Below are 21,750 nucleotides of genomic sequence, written 5' to 3'. Positions count from 1 at the left end.
GCGGATCGCGCAACCATGGCCGGAAATCCAAGAGCAAGAAAGCTTTGCTGTCCGGTGCCGGTAATCGTGGTTAATCAGGCTTTAAATGTCATCCCGTTAGGTGGGCAAAGGTGATTCGAGGGCGGCGCGTGCGGCGCGTCAGGCCCTGAGACAGCCCGTTCACCGTAGCGAGATTGGATAGCGTCAGGAAGGCGACGATATAAATGGCAACCAAGGTCAAAGAGAACGAAGAAGCGGAAGTCGAACGCGACGGCGCAAGCGACGGCCCTCTTCTCGATCTTTCCGACGACGCGGTCAAGAAGATGATCAAAGCCGCCAAGAAGCGCGGCTATGTGACCATGGACGAGCTTAACGCGGTCCTGCCGTCCGAAGAAGTGACGTCCGAGCAGATCGAAGACACGATGTCGATGCTGTCCGACATGGGCATCAACGTCATCGAAGACGAGGAAGCTGAGGAAGCCGGTGCTTCCGGCGGCAGCGATGACGACGACGCTGGCGGCGACGAGGAGAGCGAAGGCGGCGAACTCGCGCCTTCGAGCGGCACGGCGCTTGCGACCGCCAAGAAAAAAGAACCGACCGACCGTACCGACGATCCGGTTCGCATGTACCTGCGCGAGATGGGCTCGGTGGAGCTTCTTTCCCGCGAGGGCGAAATCGCGATCGCCAAGCGCATCGAGGCCGGCCGCGAGACGATGATCGCGGGTCTCTGCGAGAGCCCGCTGACCTTCCAGGCGTTGATCATTTGGCGCGACGAACTCAACGAAGGCACGACGCTGCTGCGCGAGATCATCGATCTCGAAACGACCTATTCCGGCCCTGAAGCCAAGGCTGCGCCGCAGTTCCAGAGCCCGGAGAAGATCGAAGCCGATCGCAAGCTCGCAGAAGAGAAGGAAAAGACCCGTCGTGCCCGCTCCGGCGACGACGACATCACCGATGTCGGCGGCGAAGGCCTGCCTCCCGAGGAGGAGGAAGAGGACGAGGACGAATCCAACCTTTCGCTGGCGGCGATGGAAGCCGAGCTTCGCCCGCAGGTGATGGAGACGCTCGATACGATCGCCGAGACCTACAAGAAGCTGCGCAAGCTGCAGGACCAGCAGGTCGAGCAGCGGCTGTCGGCTTCCGGCACGCTGTCCACTGCCCAGGAGCGCCGTTACAAGGAACTCAAGGATGAGCTCATCAAGGCCGTCAAGTCTCTGTCCTTGAACCAGAACCGCATCGACGCCCTCGTCGAGCAACTCTACGACATCAACAAGCGCCTCGTTTCCAACGAGGGCCGCCTGCTGCGTCTGGCCGAATCCTACGGCGTCAAGCGCGACTCCTTCCTGGAACAGTATCAGGGCGCTGAGCTCGATCCGAACTGGATGAAGTCGATCGGCAATCTGGCCGCCCGCGGCTGGAAGGAGTTCGCCAGGGGTGAAAACACGACGATCCGCGACATTCGCCAGGAAATCCAGAATCTGGCGACCGAGACCGGTATCTCGATCTCGGAATTCCGCCGCATCGTCCATATGGTGCAGAAGGGCGAGCGCGAAGCGCGTATCGCCAAGAAGGAAATGGTCGAAGCGAACCTTCGCCTGGTCATCTCCATCGCCAAGAAGTACACCAACCGCGGCCTGCAGTTCCTTGACCTCATTCAGGAAGGCAATATCGGCCTGATGAAAGCGGTCGACAAGTTCGAATACCGCCGCGGTTACAAGTTCTCGACCTATGCGACATGGTGGATCCGTCAGGCGATCACCCGTTCGATCGCCGACCAGGCCCGCACGATCCGCATTCCGGTGCACATGATCGAGACTATCAACAAGATCGTCCGCACATCGCGCCAGATGCTGCACGAGATCGGCCGCGAGCCGACGCCGGAAGAACTGGCCGAAAAGCTGGCCATGCCGCTCGAAAAGGTCCGCAAGGTCCTGAAGATCGCCAAGGAGCCGATCTCGCTCGAAACCCCGGTGGGCGACGAAGAAGATTCGCATCTCGGCGATTTCATCGAGGACAAGAACGCTCTGCTGCCGATCGACGCCGCCATCCAGGCGAACTTGCGCGAGACGACGACCCGCGTTCTCGCCTCGCTGACGCCGCGCGAGGAACGTGTTCTGCGCATGCGCTTCGGCATCGGCATGAACACCGACCACACGCTCGAAGAAGTCGGCCAGCAGTTCTCGGTCACCCGTGAACGTATCCGCCAGATCGAGGCGAAGGCGCTGCGCAAGCTGAAGCATCCGAGCCGCTCCAGAAAGCTGAGAAGCTTCCTCGACAGCTAAGGCTTCGGCCACGCAGTTCTGATTGGAAAAGCCGGGCTTCATGCCCGGCTTTTGCTTTTGTGATTAATACCAATGATCCCGGCATCTTTCTTGTCCCTCCCTGGTGACAAGCCTATAATCCGGCCACGGGGGAAGGCATCGATCGCAACGCGCGAGCGAGGGTCGACGTGTGCCTGCGTGAACCAATCCTCCGCTAGATCCGGGTGATTTAGGCCTGACGGGCCTAAAATCTGAATCCGGATCCACATCAAAGAAATAGAGCATGATGTCGTCCGAAAACCGCTGACACTTTTCGGCATCATGCTCTGGGAGGTGCGACATGACCACTTACATTCTTTTGATCAATTGGACGGATCAGGGCATCCGCAATGTGCGCGACTCGGCAAAACGGCTCGACGCCGCGAAGAAATTGCTCACCAGCGTCGGAGGCTCCTTCAACCAGTTCTATCTGACGATGGGCGGGCATGACATGGTCGCCGTCTGCGAGGCGCCCGATGACGCCGTCATGGCGCATTTTACCCTCTCGCTGGCGATGGGCGGCAATGTCCGCACGGAGACGCTGAAGGCATTCCCGGAGGCCGCCTACCGGGATCTCATCGGCTCGCTCGGGTAGCCGGAGCCGGAGATCGTCGATCTTGAAGGTTGCGGAGCGTTAGCTGCGCTGGCAGTGTCGTGGCGTGCTTCAATTTCCGCGGCAGGCTCCGGCCCGACTTTTCGGCAAGCTCATGATGAAAGCGCTCCTCAGTTTCATGGTCGCCATTGATCGTCCGACAGCCGCTTCCTGACCGATGGAACTGGCGGCGGGCAAGTGGGATGACGGGATCCGGCGGGGCGCTGCGGCGTCGTTCGCGCTGCATGCCATCGCCATCCTGCTCCTTCTGCTGCTGTTGCCGAAGGCCGAGCCGCCGCTGCCATTGCCAGATGACGGTCTCTCGGTGGAGATCGTTCCTCAGGCCGTGGAATCGCTGAAAATGCCCGAGCCCGCCAAGGCGCCTTTGCCGGAACAGGCAAAGCCTGAGGCGGCAAAGCCCGAAGCCGAGCCGGCGGCGCCGGTCGCAAATAGTCCGCCTGCTGCGGCAATGCCTTCTGTGGCACCAATCGCTCCGCCGGCGCCAAAGCCGACGGAATTCATCGAGGCAAGACAGCTGTTTTCCGACAAGGTCCTTGCCGATCCGCGCAGCCGCCGCGCCCGTGAGGCGCTGCGCCAACTCTCCGGCAGCGAGCGCAATCTGCAGCTTTGCGATCTCGAGGCGCTGGAGCAGGTGCGCCGGGCGCAGCCGGCCATGGCGCCGGATGTGCTTGCGCCCTATGCGATGGCGGCGGAGAAGGTCAGTGGCAACAGCGTCGAGGTGAAGGGCGGCGCCTTCCGCAGCAAACGCAAGTGGTACAACATCCAGTTCAAATGCGAGCTCGATGCCGGCTCCGGCAAGGTCCTGTCCTTCGCCTTTCTCGTCGGTGATGCCATTCCGCAAGGCGAATGGCAGGAGCACAATCTGGTGGCCGACGATGGAGCCGCCGACCAATAACTCTCGTCGCTGCTGCGATCACGCGGTTTTTTTCTTTTGTGGCTTGATGCTGCCGGCTTTAGAGGCCACATCGCTGCTGTGACAGAAGAAGACGTGGAACCGGCGGAAACGCAGCACGAAACGGGAAAGCAGCGGCCTGAAATCCGCTGGGGCATCGTTGCGTCCGTTGTTGCGCATATTCCTATCATTGCTCTTCTGATTTTCGGGCTGCCGAAGATCGAGCCAAAGCCTCCCGAAGACGAGAGCGTGAAGGTGGAGCTCGTTCCGCCGCCGGAGGAGAAGAAGCCGGAGCCCAAGCCCGAGGAAAAGCCACCGGAGCCGAAGCCGCCGGAAGAGGCTAAGAAGGAGCTTCCGCCGCCACCACCTCCGCCGGCCAGCAAGACTCCCGAGCAAGCTAAGCCGAGGCCTATGCCGACTCTGAGCCCTGTCATCGAGTTTGGCGACAGGAATAGCGGCCCCGAAAAGTCGTTGGCGGGAAATTCTCCTCAGGGCGAAGCCAAACCCGCAACAACTCCGCCGCAGCACGATGCCGAACCGGAGCAGATGCCGACAAAGGCTGCTGCAGAAAAACCAAAAACTGAGGAGCCTCCGTCAAAGCCGGTGCCGGACGATGTGAAGCTTCCTGAGGTCGCGACGACTGACGTTTCTCCGGAGCGCAATGGGCCGCCGACAGACGTCTCTGGCGAAGCCAATACGACTATCGAGCAGGCGAAGCCGCCGGAGCAGCAGACCGCTGAGAAACCGAAAGTGATTGCTAAGGACGATCTGCCCAAGGCAAAAACTCTGTTTTCACGGACGGAAGATGGCAGTTTGTTAGCGCAAACTGCGGTCAGTGGTCTTCCGCGCAAAGAGCGAGTGGCCACGCTTTGCGCCACCGAGCTTCAGGGCCAGCTCGTTCACGGTTCGCCGCGTTATTTCCCGTCCGCATTGCCCAGTTTTGGATTGCGAACCGGTACCATCCTTGATGTGAGAGATGCCGCCTTTGGCACACTCAAGGGCTGGTACCAGGTTCGTTTCCGTTGCGAGGTGGATGAGGACGCCACGAAAGTCGTCTCGTTTGCCCACGAAGTTGGTGGATTGATCCCCCGCAGTCAGTATGCGAAATATGAAATTCGTGACTAGTCCTCGTGATCCTGGATTGCGTCTCACCGGCAACAGCCACGCGCAAGCAACCCTACCTAGCTTCTTCCCATGGCCGTGATGATCCGGTGAAGAAGAGGACAATGATATGTCGAATGAGATCGAGCGTTTCTTTGAGCGTCAGGACGAAGCCGTGAGCGCGCTGTTCCTGGAAAACAAGGGCGATGAGCTGACCGATATTCTGGTGGCTGCTCTGGAAGAGGCTTTCGAAATTCTTCTCGAAGCCGCGCCCGCCGAAACCGTTCACTGAGGTTCCCGAGGGCTGTTCAGTCTGCCGACGTGCTAGCCGATCGCGCCGCTTGCGGTCTCCCGCCCGGTCGAGATAATGCGGCTGGCGTCAATGGTTCCAGATATCATGTCGATTTGCCAAGAGGATCAACCACCGTCAGCGGGCGTGCTTGATGCCCGTCTTGCTGGGTATCGGTTCGAGCGCGATGCGCTTGGCCGCTCCGCCGCGAGTGTCTTCCGGCTGGAAGCTCTCGGATTGCCGAGCCTTTATCTGAAGGTCGAAGAGGCTGGTGCTTTCGGCGAACTCGCTGACGAGGCAGCCAGGCTTCGCTGGCTCCAGACTTCCGGTCTGCCCTGTTCTGTTGTCATTGCAGAGGACAGTGACGGTATGCGCAACCGGTTGCTGATCAGCGCGCTGCCCGGGAATGATCTCGCCAGCGCATCGGCGCTGGCGCCGATCGCGCGGGTCGAACTACTGGCTGCGGCGCTTCTTGACCTGCATCGCCTGCCGATCGCAGCCTGCCCGTACGATCATCGGCTGGAGACGCGTATCGCGGCCGCAAAAGCGCGGATGCAGGCCGGCATCGTCGACGAGACCGATTTCGATGAGACGCGGCTTGGAAAGAGTGCCGAGGCTCTGTTTGCCGAACTCCAAAGCGGGAGGCCGGACCGCGAGGATCTCGTCGTTACCCATGGTGATGCCTGCCTGCCGAATTTCATCGCTTCGGAAGACGGATTCTCCGGCTATATCGACTGCAGCCGTCTCGGCGTCGCCGACCGCTATCAGGATATCGCGCTCGCCTGCCGCAGCATCGCCTATAATTTCGGCGAGGTGTTGGTGCAGCCCTTCCTTGATCGCTACGGCATGCCGGCCACGGATCCGGCAAGGCTCAATTATTATCAGCTGCTCGACGAATTCTTCTAGGTATGCATCCTAGCCGCCACGATTGCGTCATCTCACGGGGGCTGGCAGAGTGGCCGGCGATCGGACCTGCGGACAGATGATGGCGAAAAACCAGTTCAGGATGCTGCGCTCGGCGCTGGCAGGCGTCGAAGCGGTGGAAGCGGAAACGCATCACAGCTTCGCGCGCCATACGCATGAGCAGTTCGGCATCGGCTTGATTTCCGCCGGGGCGCAGTCGTCGCTCAGCGGTCGCGGCATGGTGGAGGCTGAGGCCGGCGACATCATCACGGTCAATCCGAACGAGGTGCATGATGGCGCGCCGATCGGCGAGGGGCGGTCGTGGCGCATCCTCTATTTCGATCCCGGCATCGTCAGTGGTCTGTCGCAAGAGATCAGCGAAGGCGGGGCAGGGCGATCGGAAATCCCGCATCCGGTCATCCGCAATGCGGCGATCGCCGCCCGTTTCGAGACGCTGTTTGGCGCGGTGACCGGTGGCAGGGCGGCGGATGGGCTGCTCTGCGAGGAACTGCTTCTGCAACTTGTCGCCGATGTCATGCGCGAGCGCTTTGGTACCGAAGAGCGGCCACTGGTGCCGGCGTCGATCCGCGCGGCCCGAAACCTGATCGATGACGATCCGCTTGCCGCCGTCTCGCTCGCCGACCTCTCCAGGGAAAGCGGGCTCAGCCGCTTCCAGGTGCTGCGGGGTTTTGCCAAGGCGACCGGCCTGACGCCGCATGCCTATCTCGTCCAGGCTCGCATCCATATCGCCCGCCGGCTGATCGCTCAGGGCATGCCGCTTGCGGAAGCAGCTTTTGCCAGCGGCTTTGCCGACCAGAGCCATATGACGCGCGTTTTCGTGCGCAAGTATGGTCTGTCGCCGCGCCTTTATGCCGGCGCCTTTCTCTGAGCGCCGGCTTTGCGCCTGCAATTTCGTTCAAGACCCCGATAGGCTCCTGCTGTTTTCTCGGCGTATCCAACAGGAGACGCTGAATGTCGAGGCAGGTTCAAGGTTATCTCTATCTGGCGCTGGCGATGCTGACAGTGGGAAGCACGGTTGTCGCAAGCAAACTCATCGCATCCGGTCTGCCGCCGTTCAGCGCCACCGCATTGCGCTTCGCCATCGCCTTTCCGGTCTTTCTCCTGCTGATGTGGGCGACTGGCGCGCGGCTGCCGAAATTCTCCAGGGAAGACCGCCTCATCCTTGTCATTCAGGCGGGGGCCGGCAGTGTCGGTTATACGACGCTGCTGATTTCCGGCCTCAGCCTGACCTCGGCGGCCGATGCCGGCGTCATCATCGGCACGCTGCCGGTGGTGGCGGCCGCAATCTCCATCCTGCTGCTTCGCGAACGGCCGCAGCGTGCCCTGCTTCTGGCCGTGGCGCTGGCGACGGCAGGCGTGCTGTCGATCGCCGTCACGCCGGATGCGGCCGGAGGATCGCTCTCCGGCAATGCATTGATCTTCCTGGCGGTCGTCTGCGAGGGACTGTTCATCCTGCTGAACAAACGGCTGAAGACGGAGATTGCGCCGCTTGCGCAGTCGACGCTGATGGCCGGCATCGGCTTCATCGTTGCCGCCATCCCGGCCATTTTCGAAGCGCCTTTCGCACATGGTATTTCGAGAAGCGCTGTTGCCGCCGTCGTCTATTATGCGCTGGTGCCGACCGTTGGTGGATTTCTGCTGTGGTATGCGGGGGCAGAAAGGGTGAGCGGCACCGAAGCGGCGCTTTTCACCGCGGTTGCGCCAGTTTCCGCCGTCATGCTTGCCTTCATCATCCTTGGCGAGCCGGTGGGGCTCCACCAGATCGCCGGCATCGCCTGTGTGCTTGCGGCCGTGCTCGGACTTGCCTTTGCCGGGAGCCGCACGGTCAAACTTGCAAGTGGGAGATAGATCATGCAGTTCAGCCATTCCGATGCTATGTGGCAGGCCTTTCCGGAGCTTCGCGCCGGCGCGCTGCATGCGGGAGGGATCCATGCGGATGCCGATGTCGAGGCGGCGATCGCAGACTTCAACGCGATCGCCGAGGCCCGGCTGACGCAAGCGCAGGAAAGCGAGTTCCCTGAAATCCAGGCCTGGCGGCGCGGCTTTTCCCGCATGGGGCTGAAGCCGACGCAATATCGCTGCGCTTCCGAGGCGCTGCTGCGGCGCTTCCGCCAGGAACATGCGCTGCCGCGCCTGCATCCACTCATCGATCTCTGCAATGCGATTTCACTCGCCTTCGCCATTCCGGTCGCCGTCTTCGACACTGAAAAGATCGTTGGCGACCTCGAGGTCCGGCGGGCTGGGGGTGACGAGACCTATCTGACCTTTGGCGGCGAAATCGAACATCCCGAGCCAAACGAAGTGATCTTCGCAGATGGCGGGGAGAACGCGCATGCGCGGCGCTGGACGAACCGGCAGAGCGGGCTTTCGGCGGTGCGGGGAACGACGCACTCGGTGCTGATCGTTGCCGAGGCCCTGCACGCCTCCGCCGGCGACGACATCGCCAGGCTGGTCGAAACAGTTGCGGATGCGCTTGCGCGGCACTGGCCGGCGGCGCCGAAAACGGCGATGCTAAGTCCGGTATCGCCGCGTTTCGAGTTCTAAGGGCGCAGCATTTCAGGGAAAGCTGCGTTCGAGGTCTTGGGCCGGCGGCATGCCCGCCCTATCTCCATGCGATCGATATCTCCTGGAGACGAACCCCATGTCAGATAAGTCGTTCAAGATTCCGGGGCCGGATCATCCGATCACCGTCGAGCACAATCCCTCCCGCGTCGTCGTCACACTCGGCGGCAAGACGATTGCCGATACCCGCGATGCGCTGACGCTGTGCGAGGCCTCCTATCCACCAGTGCAGTATATTCCGCGCAGGGATGTGGAGATGTCGCTGCTTCAACGCACCGACCACAGCAGCCATTGCCCCTATAAGGGCGACGCCTCCTATTACAGCATCATTCCGGGCGGCGAGCGCTCGAAGAATGCCGTCTGGACCTACGAGGCGCCGAATGCCGCGGTCAGCAGCATCAAGGACCATCTCGCCTTCTATCCCGACCGCGTCGACGGCATCGAGGAGATGGCCTCTCCGGAAGCCGGCGCCTTCTGACGGTGCGCATGACACGGAAACCCGTTCCGTCGGAACATGTTGTCCGCCCGACCGTTAGGACCAACTAGAGCATTTCTGTTTTCTCCGAATCACGGAAATGCTCCGGCTTTTGTTTGTGCAATTCCGGATGCAAAACCGCTGCGCACTTTGCCGGAATTGCTGCAGGGGATGTGTCGTGCCAAAATTCTATTTTCAGCTCTTCGATCGTGATGGCGCCGGGACGACCGAGACGGCATATGATTTTGAATCCATCGAGGCTGCGAAAGCGGAGGCACGGCGTGTGTTGGCGGAGATGGCCACCGAAGGCCTGCCGGCTGCACCTTTGAATATGATGTCGGTGGAACTCTTCGATGAAAGCCGGCGACCGCTCGCGGAAATCCGGCTGATTCTCGAAGAAATTGCAAAACAGCCACGATAGGCACGCCGACCTGTAATGCCGGTCGATCGAACCAAAGCAATCAAAAGACTATGTCAAATTTAATTGCCGGCTATGAAGGCGGGTCTTAGCGTCGCGCCAACCGACCGAGTCGGATTGATGCGTATGTGTGACCGGCGGCAGCCCTTAAAAGGCAACCGCTATCGTAAGACGTCGAGCCATTCATTGCTAAAGACGAGGCTAGCAACCGTGACCGGATCGCCGCTTTCGTTGCGGACGGTGACGGCGATGATCGTGCGATCACCCGCAGGCAGTTCGTCACGGGCCACATCCAGCAGGATGCGGGTCACTTCTTTCGGAATGTCTTCACGAGATCTGAGCTCGGTACCGTGCTCGTCGCGCGTGGGACCTTCCCCGTTGTGTAGATCGAAATAGTAGCGAGCCATGTTTTTTCCTGCGCGTCACAGGAGAAATCACAGATGAAGACAATTGTTCCAGGGGCTAGGCATTGATTCTTATAGAAAATACAGGTCGCATCGAAATGGTCCGGAGCACTTGCAACATCGGCGGACAGGGCCGTGATTGAATCCCTGCTGCTCAACCTTGGAAGCCGCGATGTTTTGTCGGCCGAAGAGGAAGGCCATCTCAGAGCAATCATCGTCAAAGACAGGTACTTTGTTGCCGGGGAGGATCTCGTCTCCGAAGGGAGCAGGCCGGGTTACAGCACGCTGCTGCTCGATGGTTTTGCGGCGCGCTACAAGGTGATGGCCGATGGTAGTCGCCAGATCACCGCGCTGCATGTCGCCGGCGATTTCGTCGACCTTCACGCTTTCCCGATCAAGAAGATGGATCACGGCATCGTTGCGCTGTCGTCCTGCCATGTCGCCTTCGCCGACCACGGCGATCTCAAGGCGATCACCGAGCGCATGCCGCATCTGACGCGGCTGCTCTGGCTCGACACGCTGGTCGATGGCGCCATCCACCGCGAGTGGATCGTTGCCATGGGCCGGCGCTCCAAGCGCGCCCATATCGCCCATCTCGTCTGCGAACTCTTCGTGCGGTTGCAGGTGGTGAAGCGGACGCGGGGCGCAAGCTTCCAGTTTCCGTTGACGCAGATCGAGATGGCCGACGTGCTCGGCGTTTCCGTCGTCCATCTGAACAAGACGCTGCAGGCGCTGAGGCGCGAGGGCGTGTTCATCTGGGAGAACCGGACGATCACCATTGTCGACTGGGAACGCCTGCAGGAAATCGCCGAATTCGATCCCGGCTATCTCAGCATCTCCAGGGAACCGCGCTAAGACAGGGCCTGAGGTCGAGGCATCACACAATCCGGTGACGGCGCCTCATTGCGATTGACAATTCGTCCATTCGGGCAGAACACCGCTCCGATCTTAAAAACTCTTATAAGGCCGGCGCAGTCTTAGCCGGCCGGTGACATCGCAATGGACATATCCCAAGGACCGGGGAGCGTTCTTCGCCACCCCGGCTATCTGAACTTCGCTGCCTCCCGCGTTTTTTCCTCGCTCTCCTTCCAGTCCATTGGCATCGCCATGGGATGGATGATCTACGATCAGACGCACAGCGCCTTTGCGCTCGGCCTCGTCGGCTTCTGCCAGTTCCTGCCGATGGCGGTGCTGACCTTCGTCGTCGGCCATGTCGCCGACCGGTTCGACCGGCGGCGCATCGGGCTTGTCTGCCAATTGATCGAGGCGGTGACGGCACTGGTGCTGGCGGTTGCCACCTGGCAGCAATGGCTGACGCCGGCCGGCATCCTTGCCGCCGTCACGGTGCTCGGCGCCGTCGTCGCCTTCGAGCGCCCGACCATGGCGGCGCTGCTGCCGAACATCGTGCCGGCCTCGATGCTGCAGAAGGCGGTTGCAACCTCGACCTCGATGATGCAGACGGCGCTGATCATCGGTCCGTCGCTCGGCGGCCTGCTTTATGGCCTCCACCCCGTCGCGCCCTTTGCTATGGCAGCGCTGCTTTTTGCCGTTGCGAGTTTCAACGTCATCTCGATCCGGATGCAATGGAGCCCTGCCAAGCGCGAACCGGTGACACCAGCCTCGGTCTTTGCCGGCGTCTCCTTCATCCGCAGCCGGCCGGTGATGCTCGGCACGATCTCGCTCGATCTCTTCGCGGTGCTGCTCGGCGGCGCGACCGCGCTGCTGCCGATGTTTGCCAGCGATATCCTGCATGCCGGTCCCTGGGGCCTCGGTTTTCTCCGCGCCGCTCCGGCGGTCGGCGCGCTCGCCATGTCGATCGTGCTTGCCCGCCGGCCGCTCGAGAGCAATGTCGGGCGCAAGATGCTTGCCGCCGTCGCCGTCTTCGGCGTCGCCACCATCGTCTTCTCGCTCTCCACCAATATCGCGCTTTCCGTCGTAGCGCTGCTCGTCGTCGGCGCGTCCGACACGGTGAGCGTCGTCGTGCGCAGCTCGCTGGTGCAGTTGCTGACGCCGGACGAGATGCGTGGCCGCGTCAGCGCTGTCAACTCGCTGTTCATCGGCACCTCCAACCAGCTCGGAGAATTCGAATCCGGCATGATGGCGGCAGCCCTCGGGCCCGTCGCCACCGGCGTTGTCGGCGGGCTCGGCACGATCGTCGTCGTGCTCCTGTGGATGCGGCTCTTCCCCGATCTTACCCAGGTCAAGACGCTGCAGGGCTAGCGCATGCATGACGCGTTGAAAGCGGCGACCGCTCCCGATAGGTTCGCCCCGAACATCATACGGCGGAGCCGCGCGTGACGACAAATTTTCTATCCTGTGTGCTGGCGGCGGTTTTCGCGTCGGTGCCGGCTATGGCGCTGGCTGAGTGGCAGGCGGTCGAAGAGGTGCGGCCTTATTCGATATCTGGCAAAACGGGCGCTGAGCTCTATGAATCGATCGGCGCGCGAGGGCCCGAAGCCGGTGCGGGCCGGGCGATCGCGCATACGACGTTCAAATTGACCTGGACCAGGAAATACGAGCCGCAGGACAATGCTTGCGTTATCGTCACCAACCGGCCGAAGCTTATCATCACCTATACGCTGCCAAAGCCGGCGGCCGAGCTGCCGGCCGCCGTCAAGAGCAGCTGGCAGGCCTTCATATCAGGCGTGCAAGCCCACGAGCGGGTGCATGGCGAGACCATCAAGGAAATGGTCAAGGAGATCGAGGCGACGAGCATCGGCCTCACCGTTGCCGATGATCCCGATTGCAAGAAGATCAGGATCGAGCTGACCCGCCGCCTCGGCGAGATCTCCGCCCGGCAGCGCCAGCGCGGCCGTGACTTCGACAAGATCGAAATGGGCGACGGCGGCAATATCCAGCAGCTCATCCTCAAGCTGGTGAATGGGCCCTGATCGCCAGGAAGCTATAAGCGCGTGGGGTTAACCGCTCGGTAGCGGACTGGACCCGCTTGGCAAGTCTCCTATCTCCTCCACGATAACGACGCGCAGACACGCAGAGGAGGAGCGAGGTGTCCTATGTCGATGGTTTCATCGTGGCGGTTCCGAATGCGAATATCGAGGCCTACAAAAAATTCTCGACCTTCGCCGGCTCGATCTGGAAGGAATATGGCGCCCTCGAATATGTCGAATGCATCGGCGACGACGTTCCCTATGGCGAGCTGACCTCCTTTCCCCGGGCCGTGCAGGCGAAGGAGGATGAGGTGGTGATCTTTTCCTGGATCGTCTACGGCTCGCGCCAGGAGCGTGACGATATCAATGCCAAGGTGATGGACGATCCGAGGCTCAAGGGCGACGGCTGGCAGATGCCGTTCGACGGCAAGCGGATGATCTATGGCGGCTTCGAGATGATGCTCAAGCTCTGATGGCCCAAGGCAGCCATTGACTTGCCGCCGGTGGCGCGCCAACTCGCGGGGAATGTCATTCCGAGACGGGAGAGCGCCTTGCCTCAGACGATCCTCACCTTGTCCACACGCGGACAGGGCCTTTACGAATTCACCGACCAGGCGGAGGCCTTCGTCAGCGCGTCGGGGCGGGAGGAGGGGCTTCTCACTGTCTTTGTGCGCCACACTTCCTGTTCGCTGCTGATCCAGGAAAATGCCGATCCCGACGTGCGCACCGATCTCCTCTCCTTCTTCCGCCGCCTCGTGCCGCCGGCCTCCGATCCCTCGATGGGCTGGGTCGTGCATCGGGCCGAGGGGCCGGACGACATGCCGGCGCATATCAAGGCGGCGCTGACGCAGGTCTCGATCGGCATTCCCGTCGCCAGGGGGCGGCTGATGCTTGGCACCTGGCAGGGTATCTATCTCTACGAACATCGCGACCGGCCGCACCGGCGCGAAATCGTGCTGCATCTTAGCAGCTGAAACCGGATTAATTCCAGATCCGGATGATCATCCGGATCTAAATCGAAGAAGGAGAGCATGATGTCGTCCGAAAACCGCTTACACTTTTCGGCATCATGCTCTTGTGAATGCAAACTGAATGCCCGGTTCGAACACCGTTCAGTTTGCGGCGGTTACTGTCGAGACAATCCCTGAAGGGAGAGCTTAGGTAATACCAATCGACGGAGACATCCCATGACGCATTTCCTGACCAAGGCTTCGCTTGCCGCTCTGCTCGCCCTCTGCACCATTCCGGCCACCGTTTCCACGGCGGCCGCCGCAGGACCGCAGACGAGCTTTATCGTCGAGGCACAATACCATCGCCCGATCCGCGGCTGCTCGCCGATGCACGCGGTGCGCAAGGCGCGTGATTTCGGCCTGCGCGATGCCCGCATCACCCGCATGTCGCCGCGGGTCGTTGTCGTCGCCGGGCGCGAACGCCGCGGCTGGGACAGGATCACCTTCGCGAATGTCCGCGGCTGCCCGCTGATCCGGCGCTGAGGACTGCGGCCGGAGGCGCCGATGCGGCGCTTCCGGTCGGTTTTTGCCTTGACGCTGACACTTTCAGCCGTCTCTTCTCTGACCTGTATGAGTGATTCCCAAATGACGCTTCGGCGTAATGCGGACTAATGGGGAGGGCGGCTTGACCGCACCGACTTTCAAACGAAAGGTTTTTCGATGATGCAGTTTCTGGCAAAGGCGGGTCTTGCCGTCATGCTGACAGCCGGTACCCTGGCCGGCACGGTGGCCCCGGCCGCCGCCCAGTTGAATATCATTATTGGCGATCAGGACCGTGGCCCGCCGCAGGACTACCGCCGTCCGCCTCCGGGTTATGACCGTCCGCCTCCGGGTTACGGCCGCCCGTCGCGCGGCTGCAATCCGCAGCTCGCCGAAAACCTTGCTCGCGATTACGGCTTTCGTCGCGCCCGGGTCGTCGACATCACGCCGCGCCGTGTGATCGTCCAGGGTTGGACGCGTCGCGGCCAAGATGAAATGAGCTTCGGCAATGTGCGCGGCTGCCCCGCTCTGCGCCGCTAATCGTTAGAAGAAAACGCCGCCCCGTCTCCCCGATGCGGCGGCCACAACCGCCTTTGCCAGTCTCCCCGGATCGGCAAGGGCGGTTTTCTTTGTGCGCTCAGTCTGACTGCGCTCTTTCCTCCGGCATCATCGTGGGTCTTGTGCCACGGCTGTCCGGTTGGCGCCAATGGCTGCCCCTCAATCCGGCTGGTGGCGGGCAGCCGGATGAGGGGCTGGTCTCGCCGATCTCCAGAGCCGAGATGTTGCGTGTCTCAATCAGCAGGAAGTCGGTAGACTTTGTCAGCAGTTTGAGCCCCGCGTCTGAAAAGACGCGCGGCGCTTTCATTTTACTGCTCGATGGCGAAGGTCACGGTGACGCTGACATTGTAATTGTTCTCGCCGCTCTGGACGGGAACGGCAGCGTCGGAGGCCTCCTTCATCATCGTAGCGCGATAGACCGGCTGCGGCATTGCGCGAGGCACATTCTCGTTGATCTCGATGATGCGGCCGAGCTTGACGCCGGCGGCTTCGCTCAGCGTCTTCGCCTTTTTGACGGCTTCGGCGACGGCATCCTTGCGCGCCTCTTCGATGGCGGCATCCGGCTTGTCATTGGTGAACTGGATGTCGCCGCCCTGGTTGATGCCGAGGCTGACGGACTGGTCGATCACCGCGCCGAGCTTGGCGAGATCGCGCAGCCGGACGGTGACCGAATTGATGGTCTGGTAGCCGATCAGCTGTGGCTGCTGCTGTTGGCCGTCGACCGGCTGCGGATAATTGTATTGCGGCTGGATGGAAAAGCCGGAGGTCTGGAGGTCGCGCTCGGCGATGCCGCCGCTCTTCAGCGCGGCAAGCACGTCGTTCATCGCCTTGTTGTTCTCGTCGAGCGCTTCGCGGGCGGTTTTCGCCTGTTTGACGACGGCGAAATTTACGATGGCCATATCGGGAGCGACGGACGATTCGCCATCGCCGGTCACCGAAATCACCGGCTCGCGCGGCTTCATCTCCTGCGCGAAGGCGGGCACTGCGGCGGCGAGCGGCAGCGCCAAAAGGGCGGTCATCAGGACTGTTCTGGTATAGATCGGCGCCATGTTTTCATTCCTTGGTTGTCGTTTCCCGGAAGAGCTTTCTGTCGGTTGATTGTGAAGCTATTACGGCGGAAAAGACAGGCGCATGTGTAGCGAGAAAAAAATGTCAGGGATGCCTGTATCGGAGCCTAAACCGGCAGGACGTCCGCCGATCCTCAAGAGCCGAAACGGCTGGACCGGAACCGACGGCTCGCTATCATATGGCGACCATCGACAACGAGGAAGCAATGTTCGAAACGCTCGATCCCGTCCCGTCCGAGATCGCCACCGCGATTTCCGACGGCCTGAACGCCTTCAACGAGAGCGCTGAGATCAGACGCGAGGCTTTTGCCATCGTTTGGCGAGAGAACGGAGGGCTTATCGCCGGAATAACGGCGTCCGTTTCCTTCTCGGTTCTTTTCATCGGTAATCTGTGGGTCGCAAAATCGCTGCGGCTGGGCGGCATCGGCACGAAATTGATGGCGGCGGCCGAAGAAGAAGGGCGTCGCCGCGCCGCGGTCGCGGCCTGCGTCGACACGCTCTCGACCCAGGCCCCGGATTTTTACCCGAAGCTCGGATATGTCGAATTCGGCAGGGTCAGCGGGCATGCGGGAGGCCGGCCCGTTGACCGGATCTGGTTCCGGAAGGAATTTTACGCCGCAAGTTGATCAGAAGCCGCTGGCGGCTTCCCATCAGATATCAACTGAGATGACATTGGAGGACGTAATCGCGGGGCAGACGAGTCTGTTGACTCGCCAATTGTCCTATTAAGCGCCGAAATCGTCCATGAAGGATGGATGGATGGCGGGCTTGCGCTCTTCGCGTGCGTCGCGAATACGCTGGGGAACCGCGCCGAGACCAGCAACGAAGCGGGTCAGGAGATTGCGGTGGAAAAGTTTGTGTATGGCACTCATGGCAGTTTACTCATTCTTTTTTTTGTTAGCTGGCAGCATATATTTTGCGCAAGCTGCTATCACAATGGGCAATTTTACATGACAGTTATGCGACAGTGCATGGCTTGAGGCAGTGGAGCTGAAAAACGATCACATTGGCGTTAGAAGGGGCCGCCGAGGCCGCTCAACCCCTATAAGTCCTCGCATACCCTCGTGATGGCGTGGTAGATTGCAAACTTCGGCTAAAGCCGTGCCCCTCCGAGGAGAAGCTCAGATGAACCGATTTTTCGCATTTATCGCGACCGGAACGCTGATCAGCCTTGCCACGATCATTTCGGCTTGCACTTCGTCCGGAAGCCTCGACCAGACGTCGTCGATCGGCGGCGGTTATGGCGGTTATTATGAGCGTCAGCCGCTTAATCCGGCGTGTGGGGGTGGGTTCAGGCCGAGCGATGGGCGTTCTTGTAGCTATTAGAAATGTGCGCCGATCGGGCTTGATGCCGCCGGACGAAGTCGTCTGACTGGCCATCGCCGGAGGCGAAGTCTCGCGGCATCAGACTTCCAATTTTCCAGCACTAATAGCTGCATGGACGATCGTTGCCGAATCCATCGCGGCAGGCAGGCCGAAGGGCAAAGTCAGCGCTCTGAGCGGTGTAGCCGATCGAGCCCGTTTGCATCGAGTCGTTTGGGCTCGTGGTGCAGGCCGAAGCCGACATGGCCATGACGAAAACGGCTGCCATAGCTGCCGATAGTTTGTGAGTTTGAAGCATCTCCCCACCCCTCACTGTCCAAAGTGTCCGTATAACCCTGGCAAGTAGGGCCGATGAGGCGTCCTGATAACCGTCGTTGTCGATCAAGATTTTGTTATTGGCTGAAAGCCCTTCGCCAGCGCTCGCTGCCACGATCGAGGCTGTCTCGGTCACGCTTACAGATGTCGTTTGTTTGGACAACGACGACATGGGGAGCCGCAGCCTGTCGAAGGGGTTCCATTCACCCCGGTGTAGGTAGGAGGCTCATGGGTGCTGCCATGAATCCAGAGCGAAGGTCGGGCCCGGTCGGCGACGAATTCGCCGAGGTGGTAGCCTGTCGCAAAGGAGATAAGGCGGCCGAATAGGCACTCTGCTCGAGGACATCCGCCATCTGCGGCAGCAGCTTGCGTTGGCAGAAGGCGCCTTGAGGCGCGGATGCCATATCCGGCGCGCACCGCGTCAGGTCGAATTGAAACGCTTGGGTTCCACGGCAAAAGAACAGCAAGCGGCAACGAACAGGGCTTTGGAAAACAAGGCAGAAGTCCTGTCGCAAGTCCTTCCAACCAGTAGAGAACTTAGGTTTATGGGGAGAACAACCTGCGACAGGGAAATTCGGCTTCTGTCCCGGGACTATGTGAAGGGACTTTTCGGGCACGGCCGGTGTCATTGGATATGCGGACGCCTACCGCTACGGTCTCGATCAAGGCGCTCTTGAACGATACTTCGGCTCGATTGGCTTGGCGACGCCGGAGGGCTTTTCCTATAGCAAGGTGAACATCGAGCGTGCGTCAGCGGAAAAACCGTCGCAGTTTGAATGCACCCTTCCAAGGCTATAGCGAAGTCGCTTGGGTGCTGAAGCCATAGACTTGCCTGCCGCCGGTTCAAGCCCCTTTGAGGCTGCTTCAAGTACCCTTCGAAGGACGCCAAGGAGTTGATAAAGCATAGCCATGGTCCAAAAAGTCGCCGTCCCAAAGTTGCAGGATCTATATGTCGGCCGACTTGCTATGAGAGGCGATTGGGTAGTGGCTTGTGTTCGCTCTCAAATGGCTTGGCCGATTGTAACGACAGAAGTGTTGTTCCGGGAGCGCACAATCTTCCTCATACCTTGGGCCGATGCTGGAGGATCAGCCGGGATAATGTATCCCGCCGCCGCTGTCTCTTTACAGCCTGACGAAGACCGGGATTCGGGGCAGCTGCTGATAAGCCATTTTCTCAGTTCACTGGCCTGGGCACATGGGCAGTCTATCGAGATCGAACAGTGGAGTGGAGGAAATTTGCCGCGATCCATGGGCGGGTTCAATGGGCCATATGTTGCCACCCCTGATTTTCTTCACCCTTACGTGCCTGATCCTGCAGACGCTAAGGCCCGTCTGGCACTTGCCCTCTATCGGGAGGGGCTTGGTCTGAATAATCCTGCCTACGCGTGCTTGAGCTTCTTCAAAATTCTCAACATCTTTAGGGATAAAGGTCCAGATCAAATTGCTTGGATTGACGATACGATTCCTAAGATCAAAGACAGTCGGAGAGCGCGAAATCGCATCTCCTCCCTCCAGAATTCGAACGAGACGCCAGGCAAGTACCTTTACGGGTCCAACCGCTGCGCTGTGGCCCACGCCTTTGGCACTACTGCAAACCCTGAGGATCCGGCTGATATGCGGCGGATGCGACAAGATTTGCCTGTTGCTCAGATGTTGGCGGAATACGCCATCGAGCACCACTTCGGTGTGAAGAGCAGCCAAACGATTTGGGAAGAGCACCTTTACGAACTCAAGGGCTTCTACGAAATATTCGGCGAAGGTGCCGTGGCGACCATAAAGGCAGGCGCCTCGCCGGAGCGAAATCTTTGGCCGCTGCTTCCTAGGCTTACAGTGTCGTTGGCACGCAGTGAGGGGTTCGCGGCGCTAACCAACCTTCATTCTGAGGTAATAGCGATTGCGGATGGCTGTGCGACTGTCATGTGCACCTCTGATGACAACCTTACAGAGATGGTGCTGAGGCTGAATTTCGCAGAGGAACGACTACAGATAAATGTGAAGGATGGGCTGAGGACGGCCGACGACGGATCGGAGGGGGCGGCCAGAAGCTACGCAAGCGTCATGCGATTTGTTCGCGACTATATACTCAACGGTGTCCTTGAAGTGTGGGATTGGGATCAGCGAAGACTGCTTGGTAAATGCGATGCCTTCATTCCGTTGAATGTCGATCTCGAGGCAACCAAAAGAGCTTATGATTCAATCATTAGAAATTACGAAAATCTAGCTGAGGTACGTTCGAAATCGGGGAACTTTGGTGGAGACTAGGTCCGCAGCTCCCACCATCATCGAATGACGCGCCATCAAACCGCCCACAAGCATGCTTCAAAAGATTTCGAAAATTCCGGAATCTAGTGTCAAAATTCCGGTTTTTCGCGTCCGGCTACAGCGACCGGCTAGATACAGCATCTTGAAATGTTGGTGGGCCCGGAGGGACTCGAACCCCCAACCAAGCGGTTATGAGCCGCCGGCTCTAACCATTGAGCTACAGGCCCTTGGCGCCGTGTCCGGCGCTTGGGTGCCGGGGCAATGGTTCCCGCAGCACGGGTTCCGCTCTAACGCAAATCCGGGAGAGCCACAAGCGGTGAGCGCAAGCATCTGTGGACGATGCATATTTCGTGGGCAGCCACTGGAACCTTCTCGCGCGGGCTACACTTATCCAAGTCACATTCCGCATGAAGAGGGCGATCGCAGATGGTGGCTTCGAACAGTGCCGTGGTGCTCATCGTGGAGGACGAGCCGCTGATCCGGTTCAATATCCTCGATGTGCTGGAGGAGGTCGGCCATGTGGCGCTGGAGGCGGCGAATGCCGACGAGGCTCTGGTGGTGCTGAAGGGCAGGCAGGATGTCGATATCCTGTTCACCGACGTCAACATGGCCGGGTCGATGGACGGTCTCCAGCTTGCCAAGCGGGTGAGGGCGATGCGGCCGAACATCGGCATCATCATCACCTCGGGCATGGTGCGGCTCGATCCGATGGCGCTGCCCGCCAACACCGCTTTCCTGCCGAAGCCCTATATGCACGACGCGCTGATTTCGACCATCAATTCCCTGATGACGTAACGGAAATACCCTGATGACATGACAGGGGCGCGCAGCCGCAAAACGGGGACTGTTTTTGCGGCTGCGCGCGAGGCGCCCGGAGACATGCTCGTCTTCAGGCGGCGGAGGGGAACCGGCCCTCAGCTGAAGCTGCTCTTCAGCGCCTCGTTCTCGTGATGGGCCTTCTTCTCGTAGATCGTGAACAGCGCCATCGAGAGGAGATAGGAGAGGAAGGGATCCCCTATCTGCGTGGCGATGTCGCGGGATGCGAGAACATGGCGCTCCAGCGCGCCGATATCCTTCTGAATTGCGGTCTGCGTGGCGGTTTCAGCGAGGCGGTTCATGCTGCCATCTCCAGGAATTGGGTCACGACCGAGCGAACCGGCACGTGCCTGACATAAAGGGGTAGGGTGAGGCCGAGGGCGGCGCGCATCTTGCGCAGCACTCGGTCCGATACTTCGAAGGCGCCGCAGCAGACGGGATATTTGCCGTAGCCGTCTGCACGGCCGAGTTCTTCCACCTCGGCGCCGGCGCGCTTGTAGACGCGCTTGAGATAGGGCTCGTAGTTGGAAATCATCGTATGGATGCCGTGATCGAGCGCGCATTCGCAAAGCGCAAGCAGCATCATGGAGAAGGCGCGGCCGGCGTCGATATCGGGGAAATCCCTGGCGATCGCCTCCTCGTCGATGCACATGCGCGTGCCTTCCCAGATGCCGGGGGCGATAAGATTGGCGGCATCGGGAAACGTCTCACGGAAGACGTCGTAGAGAAGGGTCGGGCCTGTCGTCGGCATCAGGCGCATGCCGCCATAGAGGCGGGTGCGGCTGTCGTTGCACCAGACGAGATAGGCGGGAGCAAGCGAATCGTAGCCGTCACGTTCGTAAGGGCCGATGACAGGAACGTCCCAACCGAGCGTATCGGCGAAGACCTTCTTGCGAAGGCGAAACATCTGGTCGAGTACGGCAGCGTATTTCTGATACTCATGCGCCTGAATGATAACGAACATTTTGCCCTCCAGCGTTTTCAAGTTCGTGAGAGGCAGAATGGTTCAGGCGGGCCGGATCGGAAATTCCCTCAGATGGGCCCCCTCAGATGAGGGGGGCAGAGCATGTCGCA

General features: G+C 60.4%; 28 protein-coding genes and 1 tRNA gene. 22 read left to right on the top strand and 7 right to left on the bottom strand.

Annotation, left to right across the window (positions count from 1 at the left end):
* Nucleotides 1-203 precede the first annotated feature (203 nt).
* From rpoD to ELH03_RS14750, 11 genes are all read left to right on the top strand, one after another.
* Nucleotides 204-2,261, top strand: coding sequence for an RNA polymerase sigma factor RpoD (rpoD, locus tag ELH03_RS14800; protein ID WP_017989039.1), 2,058 nt, complete (start codon nucleotides 204-206; stop codon nucleotides 2,259-2,261).
* A gap of 319 nt (nucleotides 2,262-2,580) precedes the next feature.
* The gene (locus tag ELH03_RS14790) at nucleotides 2,581-2,874 is read left to right on the top strand and encodes a GYD domain-containing protein (protein ID WP_064651886.1); all 294 of its coding nucleotides are present in this window, start codon (nucleotides 2,581-2,583) and stop codon (nucleotides 2,872-2,874) included.
* A gap of 175 nt (nucleotides 2,875-3,049) precedes the next feature.
* Nucleotides 3,050-3,787, top strand: a complete 738-nt coding sequence (locus ELH03_RS14785; protein ID WP_128405129.1) for a DUF930 domain-containing protein — start codon at nucleotides 3,050-3,052, stop codon at nucleotides 3,785-3,787.
* A gap of 36 nt (nucleotides 3,788-3,823) precedes the next feature.
* Nucleotides 3,824-4,909: a DUF930 domain-containing protein gene (locus ELH03_RS14780; protein WP_130806695.1), complete on the top strand. Its 1,086-nt coding sequence runs from the start codon at nucleotides 3,824-3,826 to the stop codon at nucleotides 4,907-4,909.
* Nucleotides 4,910-5,015: 106 nt separating this feature from the next.
* A complete protein-coding gene (locus ELH03_RS37430; protein ID WP_012758376.1) occupies nucleotides 5,016-5,177 on the top strand; it encodes a hypothetical protein in 162 nt (53 codons plus the stop codon).
* A gap of 105 nt (nucleotides 5,178-5,282) precedes the next feature.
* On the top strand, nucleotides 5,283-6,080 hold the full coding sequence (locus ELH03_RS14775; RefSeq protein WP_128410840.1) for an APH(3')-II family aminoglycoside O-phosphotransferase: 798 nt from the start codon (nucleotides 5,283-5,285) through the stop codon (nucleotides 6,078-6,080).
* A 79-nt stretch (nucleotides 6,081-6,159) separates the two neighbouring features.
* Nucleotides 6,160-6,966 carry a helix-turn-helix transcriptional regulator gene (locus ELH03_RS14770; RefSeq protein WP_128410886.1) on the top strand — a complete coding sequence of 269 codons (807 nt, stop codon included), beginning with the start codon at nucleotides 6,160-6,162 and terminating at the stop codon, nucleotides 6,964-6,966.
* Nucleotides 6,967-7,049: 83 nt separating this feature from the next.
* Entirely contained in the window at nucleotides 7,050-7,946 is an 897-nt protein-coding gene (locus ELH03_RS14765; RefSeq protein ID WP_128410839.1) for a DMT family transporter, read from the top strand.
* A gap of 3 nt (nucleotides 7,947-7,949) precedes the next feature.
* Nucleotides 7,950-8,642: a B3/B4 domain-containing protein gene (locus tag ELH03_RS14760; protein WP_128410838.1), complete on the top strand. Its 693-nt coding sequence runs from the start codon at nucleotides 7,950-7,952 to the stop codon at nucleotides 8,640-8,642.
* Nucleotides 8,643-8,739: 97 nt separating this feature from the next.
* Nucleotides 8,740-9,138, top strand: a complete 399-nt coding sequence (locus ELH03_RS14755) for a DUF427 domain-containing protein (RefSeq protein WP_128410837.1) — start codon at nucleotides 8,740-8,742, stop codon at nucleotides 9,136-9,138.
* 175 nt (nucleotides 9,139-9,313) lie between these two features.
* The gene (locus ELH03_RS14750) at nucleotides 9,314-9,556 is read left to right on the top strand and encodes a DUF6894 family protein (RefSeq protein WP_018242968.1); all 243 of its coding nucleotides are present in this window, start codon (nucleotides 9,314-9,316) and stop codon (nucleotides 9,554-9,556) included.
* Between the two features lie 158 nt (nucleotides 9,557-9,714).
* On the opposite strand, the gene ELH03_RS14745 is transcribed toward ELH03_RS14750, so the two are convergent.
* The gene (locus tag ELH03_RS14745; protein ID WP_128405277.1) at nucleotides 9,715-9,960 is read right to left on the bottom strand and encodes a DUF6894 family protein; all 246 of its coding nucleotides are present in this window, start codon (nucleotides 9,958-9,960) and stop codon (nucleotides 9,715-9,717) included.
* A gap of 132 nt (nucleotides 9,961-10,092) precedes the next feature.
* On the opposite strand from ELH03_RS14745, the gene ELH03_RS14740 reads away from it, so the two are divergent.
* From ELH03_RS14740 to ELH03_RS14710, 7 genes are all read left to right on the top strand, one after another.
* Nucleotides 10,093-10,812 (top strand): Crp/Fnr family transcriptional regulator, encoded by a 720-nt coding sequence (locus ELH03_RS14740; protein WP_130766462.1) that lies wholly within the window; start codon nucleotides 10,093-10,095, stop codon nucleotides 10,810-10,812.
* A 144-nt stretch (nucleotides 10,813-10,956) separates the two neighbouring features.
* Nucleotides 10,957-12,177, top strand: coding sequence for an MFS transporter (locus ELH03_RS14735; protein ID WP_130659149.1), 1,221 nt, complete (start codon nucleotides 10,957-10,959; stop codon nucleotides 12,175-12,177).
* Between the two features lie 74 nt (nucleotides 12,178-12,251).
* Complete coding sequence (locus tag ELH03_RS14730; protein ID WP_128410834.1) at nucleotides 12,252-12,848, top strand: DUF922 domain-containing Zn-dependent protease; 597 nt, start codon at nucleotides 12,252-12,254, stop codon at nucleotides 12,846-12,848.
* 116 nt (nucleotides 12,849-12,964) lie between these two features.
* Complete coding sequence (locus ELH03_RS14725; RefSeq protein WP_130766461.1) at nucleotides 12,965-13,318, top strand: DUF1428 domain-containing protein; 354 nt, start codon at nucleotides 12,965-12,967, stop codon at nucleotides 13,316-13,318.
* A gap of 78 nt (nucleotides 13,319-13,396) precedes the next feature.
* Complete coding sequence (locus ELH03_RS14720; RefSeq protein ID WP_128410832.1) at nucleotides 13,397-13,819, top strand: secondary thiamine-phosphate synthase enzyme YjbQ; 423 nt, start codon at nucleotides 13,397-13,399, stop codon at nucleotides 13,817-13,819.
* Between the two features lie 213 nt (nucleotides 13,820-14,032).
* Nucleotides 14,033-14,338: a hypothetical protein gene (locus tag ELH03_RS14715; RefSeq protein WP_064245031.1), complete on the top strand. Its 306-nt coding sequence runs from the start codon at nucleotides 14,033-14,035 to the stop codon at nucleotides 14,336-14,338.
* A gap of 177 nt (nucleotides 14,339-14,515) precedes the next feature.
* A complete protein-coding gene (locus ELH03_RS14710; RefSeq protein ID WP_105006825.1) occupies nucleotides 14,516-14,875 on the top strand; it encodes a hypothetical protein in 360 nt (119 codons plus the stop codon).
* 326 nt (nucleotides 14,876-15,201) lie between these two features.
* Here the strand turns inward: ELH03_RS14710 and ELH03_RS14705 are convergent, their stop codons facing one another.
* Entirely contained in the window at nucleotides 15,202-15,942 is a 741-nt protein-coding gene (locus tag ELH03_RS14705; protein WP_128410831.1) for an SIMPL domain-containing protein, read from the bottom strand.
* Nucleotides 15,943-16,139: 197 nt separating this feature from the next.
* Between ELH03_RS14705 and ELH03_RS14700 the strand changes: the two genes are divergently transcribed.
* A complete protein-coding gene (locus ELH03_RS14700; protein WP_128410830.1) occupies nucleotides 16,140-16,586 on the top strand; it encodes a GNAT family N-acetyltransferase in 447 nt (148 codons plus the stop codon).
* Nucleotides 16,587-16,685: 99 nt separating this feature from the next.
* Here ELH03_RS14700 and ELH03_RS37425 read toward each other — a convergent pair whose 3' ends face one another.
* Complete coding sequence (locus tag ELH03_RS37425) at nucleotides 16,686-16,832, bottom strand: hypothetical protein (protein WP_164902606.1); 147 nt, start codon at nucleotides 16,830-16,832, stop codon at nucleotides 16,686-16,688.
* A gap of 253 nt (nucleotides 16,833-17,085) precedes the next feature.
* Between ELH03_RS37425 and ELH03_RS14695 the strand changes: the two genes are divergently transcribed.
* Nucleotides 17,086-17,286 (top strand): hypothetical protein, encoded by a 201-nt coding sequence (locus ELH03_RS14695; RefSeq protein WP_028732885.1) that lies wholly within the window; start codon nucleotides 17,086-17,088, stop codon nucleotides 17,284-17,286.
* A 100-nt stretch (nucleotides 17,287-17,386) separates the two neighbouring features.
* On the opposite strand, the gene ELH03_RS37955 is transcribed toward ELH03_RS14695, so the two are convergent.
* Nucleotides 17,387-17,581 (bottom strand): hypothetical protein, encoded by a 195-nt coding sequence (locus ELH03_RS37955; RefSeq protein WP_130766717.1) that lies wholly within the window; start codon nucleotides 17,579-17,581, stop codon nucleotides 17,387-17,389.
* Between the two features lie 1,115 nt (nucleotides 17,582-18,696).
* Here ELH03_RS37955 and mauJ point away from each other — a divergent pair.
* Nucleotides 18,697-19,860 carry a methylamine utilization protein MauJ gene (gene mauJ / locus ELH03_RS14685; protein ID WP_130766460.1) on the top strand — a complete coding sequence of 388 codons (1,164 nt, stop codon included), beginning with the start codon at nucleotides 18,697-18,699 and terminating at the stop codon, nucleotides 19,858-19,860.
* A 151-nt stretch (nucleotides 19,861-20,011) separates the two neighbouring features.
* On the opposite strand, the gene ELH03_RS14680 is transcribed toward mauJ, so the two are convergent.
* Nucleotides 20,012-20,087, bottom strand: a tRNA-Ile gene (locus tag ELH03_RS14680).
* 199 nt (nucleotides 20,088-20,286) lie between these two features.
* Here ELH03_RS14680 and ELH03_RS14675 point away from each other — a divergent pair.
* Nucleotides 20,287-20,655 carry a response regulator gene (locus tag ELH03_RS14675; protein ID WP_105006818.1) on the top strand — a complete coding sequence of 123 codons (369 nt, stop codon included), beginning with the start codon at nucleotides 20,287-20,289 and terminating at the stop codon, nucleotides 20,653-20,655.
* Between the two features lie 119 nt (nucleotides 20,656-20,774).
* On the opposite strand, the gene ELH03_RS14670 is transcribed toward ELH03_RS14675, so the two are convergent.
* Both ELH03_RS14670 and ELH03_RS14665 read right to left on the bottom strand, forming a co-directional pair.
* On the bottom strand, nucleotides 20,775-20,978 hold the full coding sequence (locus ELH03_RS14670; RefSeq protein WP_003541563.1) for a hypothetical protein: 204 nt from the start codon (nucleotides 20,976-20,978) through the stop codon (nucleotides 20,775-20,777).
* Nucleotides 20,975-21,640 carry an acyl-homoserine-lactone synthase gene (locus ELH03_RS14665; RefSeq protein ID WP_128401135.1) on the bottom strand — a complete coding sequence of 222 codons (666 nt, stop codon included), beginning with the start codon at nucleotides 21,638-21,640 and terminating at the stop codon, nucleotides 20,975-20,977. The genes ELH03_RS14670 and ELH03_RS14665 overlap by 4 nt, the downstream gene beginning before the upstream one ends.
* Nucleotides 21,641-21,750 lie beyond the last annotated feature (110 nt).

This window comes from Rhizobium beringeri (assembly GCF_004306515.1).
Taxonomy (GTDB): domain Bacteria; phylum Pseudomonadota; class Alphaproteobacteria; order Rhizobiales; family Rhizobiaceae; genus Rhizobium; species Rhizobium beringeri.
This window is presented reverse-complemented; position numbering and strand designations above follow the sequence as displayed.

What these genes read in the sequence shown, in the direction of transcription:
- rpoD (WP_017989039.1), top strand. Translation starts at nt 204, where the DNA reads ATGGCAACCAAGGTCAAAGAGAACGAAGAAGCGGAAGTCGAACGCGAC.
- ELH03_RS14790 (WP_064651886.1), top strand. Translation starts at nt 2,581, where the DNA reads ATGACCACTTACATTCTTTTGATCAATTGGACGGATCAGGGCATCCGC.
- ELH03_RS14785 (WP_128405129.1), top strand. Translation starts at nt 3,050, where the DNA reads ATGGAACTGGCGGCGGGCAAGTGGGATGACGGGATCCGGCGGGGCGCT.
- ELH03_RS37430 (WP_012758376.1), top strand. Translation starts at nt 5,016, where the DNA reads ATGTCGAATGAGATCGAGCGTTTCTTTGAGCGTCAGGACGAAGCCGTG.
- ELH03_RS14775 (WP_128410840.1), top strand. Translation starts at nt 5,283, where the DNA reads ATGTCGATTTGCCAAGAGGATCAACCACCGTCAGCGGGCGTGCTTGAT.
- ELH03_RS14770 (WP_128410886.1), top strand. Translation starts at nt 6,160, where the DNA reads ATGGCGAAAAACCAGTTCAGGATGCTGCGCTCGGCGCTGGCAGGCGTC.
- ELH03_RS14765 (WP_128410839.1), top strand. Translation starts at nt 7,050, where the DNA reads ATGTCGAGGCAGGTTCAAGGTTATCTCTATCTGGCGCTGGCGATGCTG.
- ELH03_RS14760 (WP_128410838.1), top strand. Translation starts at nt 7,950, where the DNA reads ATGCAGTTCAGCCATTCCGATGCTATGTGGCAGGCCTTTCCGGAGCTT.
- ELH03_RS14755 (WP_128410837.1), top strand. Translation starts at nt 8,740, where the DNA reads ATGTCAGATAAGTCGTTCAAGATTCCGGGGCCGGATCATCCGATCACC.
- ELH03_RS14745 (WP_128405277.1), bottom strand. Translation starts at nt 9,960, where the DNA reads ATGGCTCGCTACTATTTCGATCTACACAACGGGGAAGGTCCCACGCGC.
- ELH03_RS14735 (WP_130659149.1), top strand. Translation starts at nt 10,957, where the DNA reads ATGGACATATCCCAAGGACCGGGGAGCGTTCTTCGCCACCCCGGCTAT.
- ELH03_RS14715 (WP_064245031.1), top strand. Translation starts at nt 14,033, where the DNA reads ATGACGCATTTCCTGACCAAGGCTTCGCTTGCCGCTCTGCTCGCCCTC.
- ELH03_RS14710 (WP_105006825.1), top strand. Translation starts at nt 14,516, where the DNA reads ATGATGCAGTTTCTGGCAAAGGCGGGTCTTGCCGTCATGCTGACAGCC.
- ELH03_RS14705 (WP_128410831.1), bottom strand. Translation starts at nt 15,942, where the DNA reads ATGGCGCCGATCTATACCAGAACAGTCCTGATGACCGCCCTTTTGGCG.
- ELH03_RS14700 (WP_128410830.1), top strand. Translation starts at nt 16,140, where the DNA reads ATGGCGACCATCGACAACGAGGAAGCAATGTTCGAAACGCTCGATCCC.
- ELH03_RS37425 (WP_164902606.1), bottom strand. Translation starts at nt 16,832, where the DNA reads ATGAGTGCCATACACAAACTTTTCCACCGCAATCTCCTGACCCGCTTC.
- ELH03_RS14695 (WP_028732885.1), top strand. Translation starts at nt 17,086, where the DNA reads ATGAACCGATTTTTCGCATTTATCGCGACCGGAACGCTGATCAGCCTT.
- ELH03_RS37955 (WP_130766717.1), bottom strand. Translation starts at nt 17,581, where the DNA reads ATGCTTCAAACTCACAAACTATCGGCAGCTATGGCAGCCGTTTTCGTC.
- mauJ (WP_130766460.1), top strand. Translation starts at nt 18,697, where the DNA reads ATGTATCCCGCCGCCGCTGTCTCTTTACAGCCTGACGAAGACCGGGAT.
- ELH03_RS14675 (WP_105006818.1), top strand. Translation starts at nt 20,287, where the DNA reads ATGGTGGCTTCGAACAGTGCCGTGGTGCTCATCGTGGAGGACGAGCCG.
- ELH03_RS14670 (WP_003541563.1), bottom strand. Translation starts at nt 20,978, where the DNA reads ATGAACCGCCTCGCTGAAACCGCCACGCAGACCGCAATTCAGAAGGAT.
- ELH03_RS14665 (WP_128401135.1), bottom strand. Translation starts at nt 21,640, where the DNA reads ATGTTCGTTATCATTCAGGCGCATGAGTATCAGAAATACGCTGCCGTA.